We start from the raw sequence: 3,405 nt of genomic DNA, 5'->3' as shown, positions 1-3,405 counted from the left end.
CCGCATTTCAGAGTAAACGATTGGGATGAGCTGATCCAGCGCCGCCTGGTCACCCTCTCTCCATTGTAGGAGCAGTTGAGTCACGTCTTTCTGCGAAGTCATCGCCGAACGCTCCTTGATTTTAAATGTTACGCGCTTTCCTGCCCTCGGGCAACTCCGCTCCGGGCCCGCAGATTCTTCCAAATCCGTGACAGTTTTCCAGATCATTTCTTGCTTGATTGAATAGAGGCGCATCGGAAACGGATGTGCGAATGGAGGTTTTCATGAACGGAGACGTTGACACACAGCGGCTTGATCCGCAGTTAACGCCATTTCTGAATGTGGACGAGAGCGAATCGGAAGACGCTCTAAACAAACTGATATCCGAATATGCTGTGCCGATCATTCGCGAGGTAATCCGAAGCAAGTTATCGCTTTCCGGTAATTTCTTCGACCGGCAAAAGGCAGAGGACCTCTGCAACGAAGCGGTTTTGCGAGTTCTTATTCAGCTGCGCAAGTTCAAATCGCATCCGGAAGCAATTCCGATTCAACATTTTAAAAGCCAGATCCAGACCATTGCCTATCACGCGTTCTGCGAATATATGCGAGAAAAGCATCCTCTGCGGGCGCATCTGAAGTACCGGATTCGTTATTTTCTGAATCATCACCAGCGCTTCGCTCTTTGGAAGGACAAAAAGAATGAATTGCTTTGCGGACTTGCGGAGTGGCGGAACTGTAAAGAGAAAATCAGTAATCCTGACTTGGGAAATCACTTCAGTGATCGAGCGTTAAAGCCTATGCATGATTTATTCATCTACTCCCGGAATCGGAATGTGGCAGAGATCCTGGAAAACATCCTGCGCGCTGCGAAAGGTCCGATCGAGCTGGATGCGCTTGTCAACCTGGTCGCCGACCGGCCGCGCGAACGGATGAGGCAATTGAATGTGCAATCAGAAACAGCCCAAGCGTTAGCTGCCGGCGGCAGACCGGTTGATGAGGATCTGGATCAACGAAGATACTTCCGAAAACTCTGGAGAGAGATTTGTCTCCTGCCTTCCAGACAGCGCGCTGTGCTGTTGCTGCACCTGAAGGACCATCATGGGCGCGGAACTCTGGTTTTGTTTCCTCTTCTGGGTATAGCAACTCTAGATCACATTGCCGATACTCTGGAAATCAACCGTGGCGATTTTAACGATTTGTGGGAGCGTCTCCCTTTGCATGATCTAACCATCGGGGAACGGCTCGGCATCACGCGCCAGCAAGTGATTAATTTGCGTAAGTCAGCGCGACAACGGCTCCGCAGACGGATGGTAATATCCCGTCATTTTTCTCTCCATATAAAAGGAAGGAGAAAAACGCTATGAACCGGATGGGAATCGCTCTTTTGTTTACAGCTGATGGAGGCTTCGTAGTAGCCGGAAATACGAATTCCTCCGGCGCGGGAAATTCTGATTTCTGGATGTTCAAGCTGAATTTCACCGGAACAGTCCAATGGCAAAAAACGTATGGGGGCCCAAATAACGACGTCTTGGAGCACATGGACTACACTTCAGATCTCGGTTACGTCCTGACGGGACGTACGAATTCCTTCGGTCCGGCGATGTCAAATGTATGGACCCTCAAGTTGGATTCTTCGGGCGGTATCTCCTGGCAAAAAACGTATGGCGGCGCAAACGATGATCGGGGTTTTTCCGTTCAGGAAACATTAGATGGTGGCTATGTTGTTGCCGGACGAACCAGTAGTTTTGGCGCAACCCCGTTTAACGCCTTTGTGCTCAAGCTAGATGCAAATGGCGGCATCGGTTTTTCTTGCTCTCTCATTAACGCGAGCTCAGCTACTGCTTCAAATTCAACCGCTGTTGCGACGATCCCACAGGGCAAGTACGTATCTATACCGGTAAAAGACATTAACACCTCTTTGGCACCGGTCAATATCAGCACAACAATCATTCCGCTTTGCTGAAAAATTGCAAAAATCTTTTCGAGAATACAAGAAACTGGAGGCACAATGAAACGAAACTATCAACAATCCCTGCTGGGGATCCTGTTCCTTTTACTAGCAATGAATGTTTTGGCAACAAAACCGAGCGAGGCAGGTTCCAGTTCCGGCAGAAAGTTCTACTTAACCAAAGATACGTTTACCGGAGCTCAGGCTTTAACTGCATGCGCCAGCGGATATCACATGGCTTCACTATGGGAGATCTTTGACCCTTCTAACCTGAGATACAACAAAATCCTGGGTCTGACAAACGTCGATTCGGGCTCCGGGCCGCCGTCTGCTGAGGTTGGATGGATACGCACGGGCTTTAACTTCTCGGATGTTTCAACTTTACCTGGTCGCGCAAATTGTGCGGTATGGTCAAGCGATAGCAGTCTGGATAATGGTACGATTGTAGCACTGCAACCAGACTGGCAGTTTCCATCCGATGCCCCCGTCAACCCATGGGGTTCTGCCGCCGCGCCGTGTAACATCACCATTTTTCATGTGTGGTGCGTGCAGAACTGATTCGTTTCGAAACAAGTGGAATCACCATGAAGAATTTAATAATCGTTACGTTCGTTTCCCAAGAACAGCGAATGGTAATATCGCATCATTTTTGCGTCCATTTAATTGAGGGAGAAGAACACTAATTCTCTCACTGCATGACTGTGACTTGAGGCAAGGATATGCATATGAAATCAATCCTTTTGAACTTCATGATTTTGTTCTTCGTTCTCAGCGGTGTGATCCACGCAGCAGAGCCGGCAATGATAACAGGCAAGGGACGCGCAAGCGGTGAGGTGTCATTCGAGTTCAATCTTGGATGCGATCCAGACCTGACAAAAAATTCTTTTCTACTTGAATGGAGTGCCGGGAAATTTGAATTAAAAAAAGTGACCAACACGGTGTGCATGGATGATCCATTGATCAAAGTGCCCGACCCGCTGGCTAACTTTGATACACATAAAGGAGAAGGAATCGGATTCTTCAATGGACGTGATGGCGCGCTTATCAGATGGACTTTGACCGATGCCGGAGCAATTGCTGATGCTATTCAGGTCTTTGTTACGGATGATACAGGAAAAATTGTTTTAGAAATTTCCGGTCCGATTACGGTTGGAGATAACCAGGCCAGGGGGGACGCACTTCTTCCGGAAGAACCAGGGATCGATCCGGAAAATTTTGTCCATTCGGTTTTTATCGACAAGCAAGGTATTCCTTCGGATTATGGCCGCACGCCGCTTTCAGCCGATGCGTTCCAAATTCGTCTCGGTCCACAAAAGCCGGCTGGAGATCCTCCGCGACCTGTGCCGAAAATCCATAAGGCTCTGGAAAAGGAGGTTGCTGAAAGAGATCCCGATGACCGGGGACAGATTGTAGTAAACCTGCGAGATTTCGAATTCATGCCGCGATTTCCGGACCTCTCCATGGAATTCTTCGATTGT

The 3,405-nt window shown here is 48.7% G+C and carries 4 protein-coding genes; all 4 read left to right on the top strand.

The features are described from left to right. Positions 1-263: 263 nt before the first annotated feature. The gene (locus L0156_15440) at positions 264-1,343 is read left to right on the top strand and encodes a hypothetical protein (protein MCI0604390.1); all 1,080 of its coding nucleotides are present in this window, start codon (positions 264-266) and stop codon (positions 1,341-1,343) included. After that, positions 1,340-1,942 carry a hypothetical protein gene (locus tag L0156_15435; protein ID MCI0604389.1) on the top strand — a complete coding sequence of 201 codons (603 nt, stop codon included), beginning with the start codon at positions 1,340-1,342 and terminating at the stop codon, positions 1,940-1,942. The genes L0156_15440 and L0156_15435 overlap by 4 nt, the downstream gene beginning before the upstream one ends. A 45-nt stretch (positions 1,943-1,987) precedes the next feature. Then, complete coding sequence (locus tag L0156_15430) at positions 1,988-2,485, top strand: hypothetical protein (GenBank protein MCI0604388.1); 498 nt, start codon at positions 1,988-1,990, stop codon at positions 2,483-2,485. A 167-nt stretch (positions 2,486-2,652) separates the two neighbouring features. After that, positions 2,653-3,405 (top strand): hypothetical protein (locus L0156_15425; protein ID MCI0604387.1); only part of this gene is annotated, 753 nt, incomplete at its 3' end.

The sequence above is a fragment of the bacterium genome (assembly GCA_022616075.1).
Lineage (GTDB): Bacteria > Acidobacteriota > HRBIN11 > JAKEFK01 > JAKEFK01 > JAKEFK01.
The sequence above is the reverse complement of the archived record's forward strand: the minus strand, read 5'-3'. Positions and strand labels throughout refer to the sequence as shown.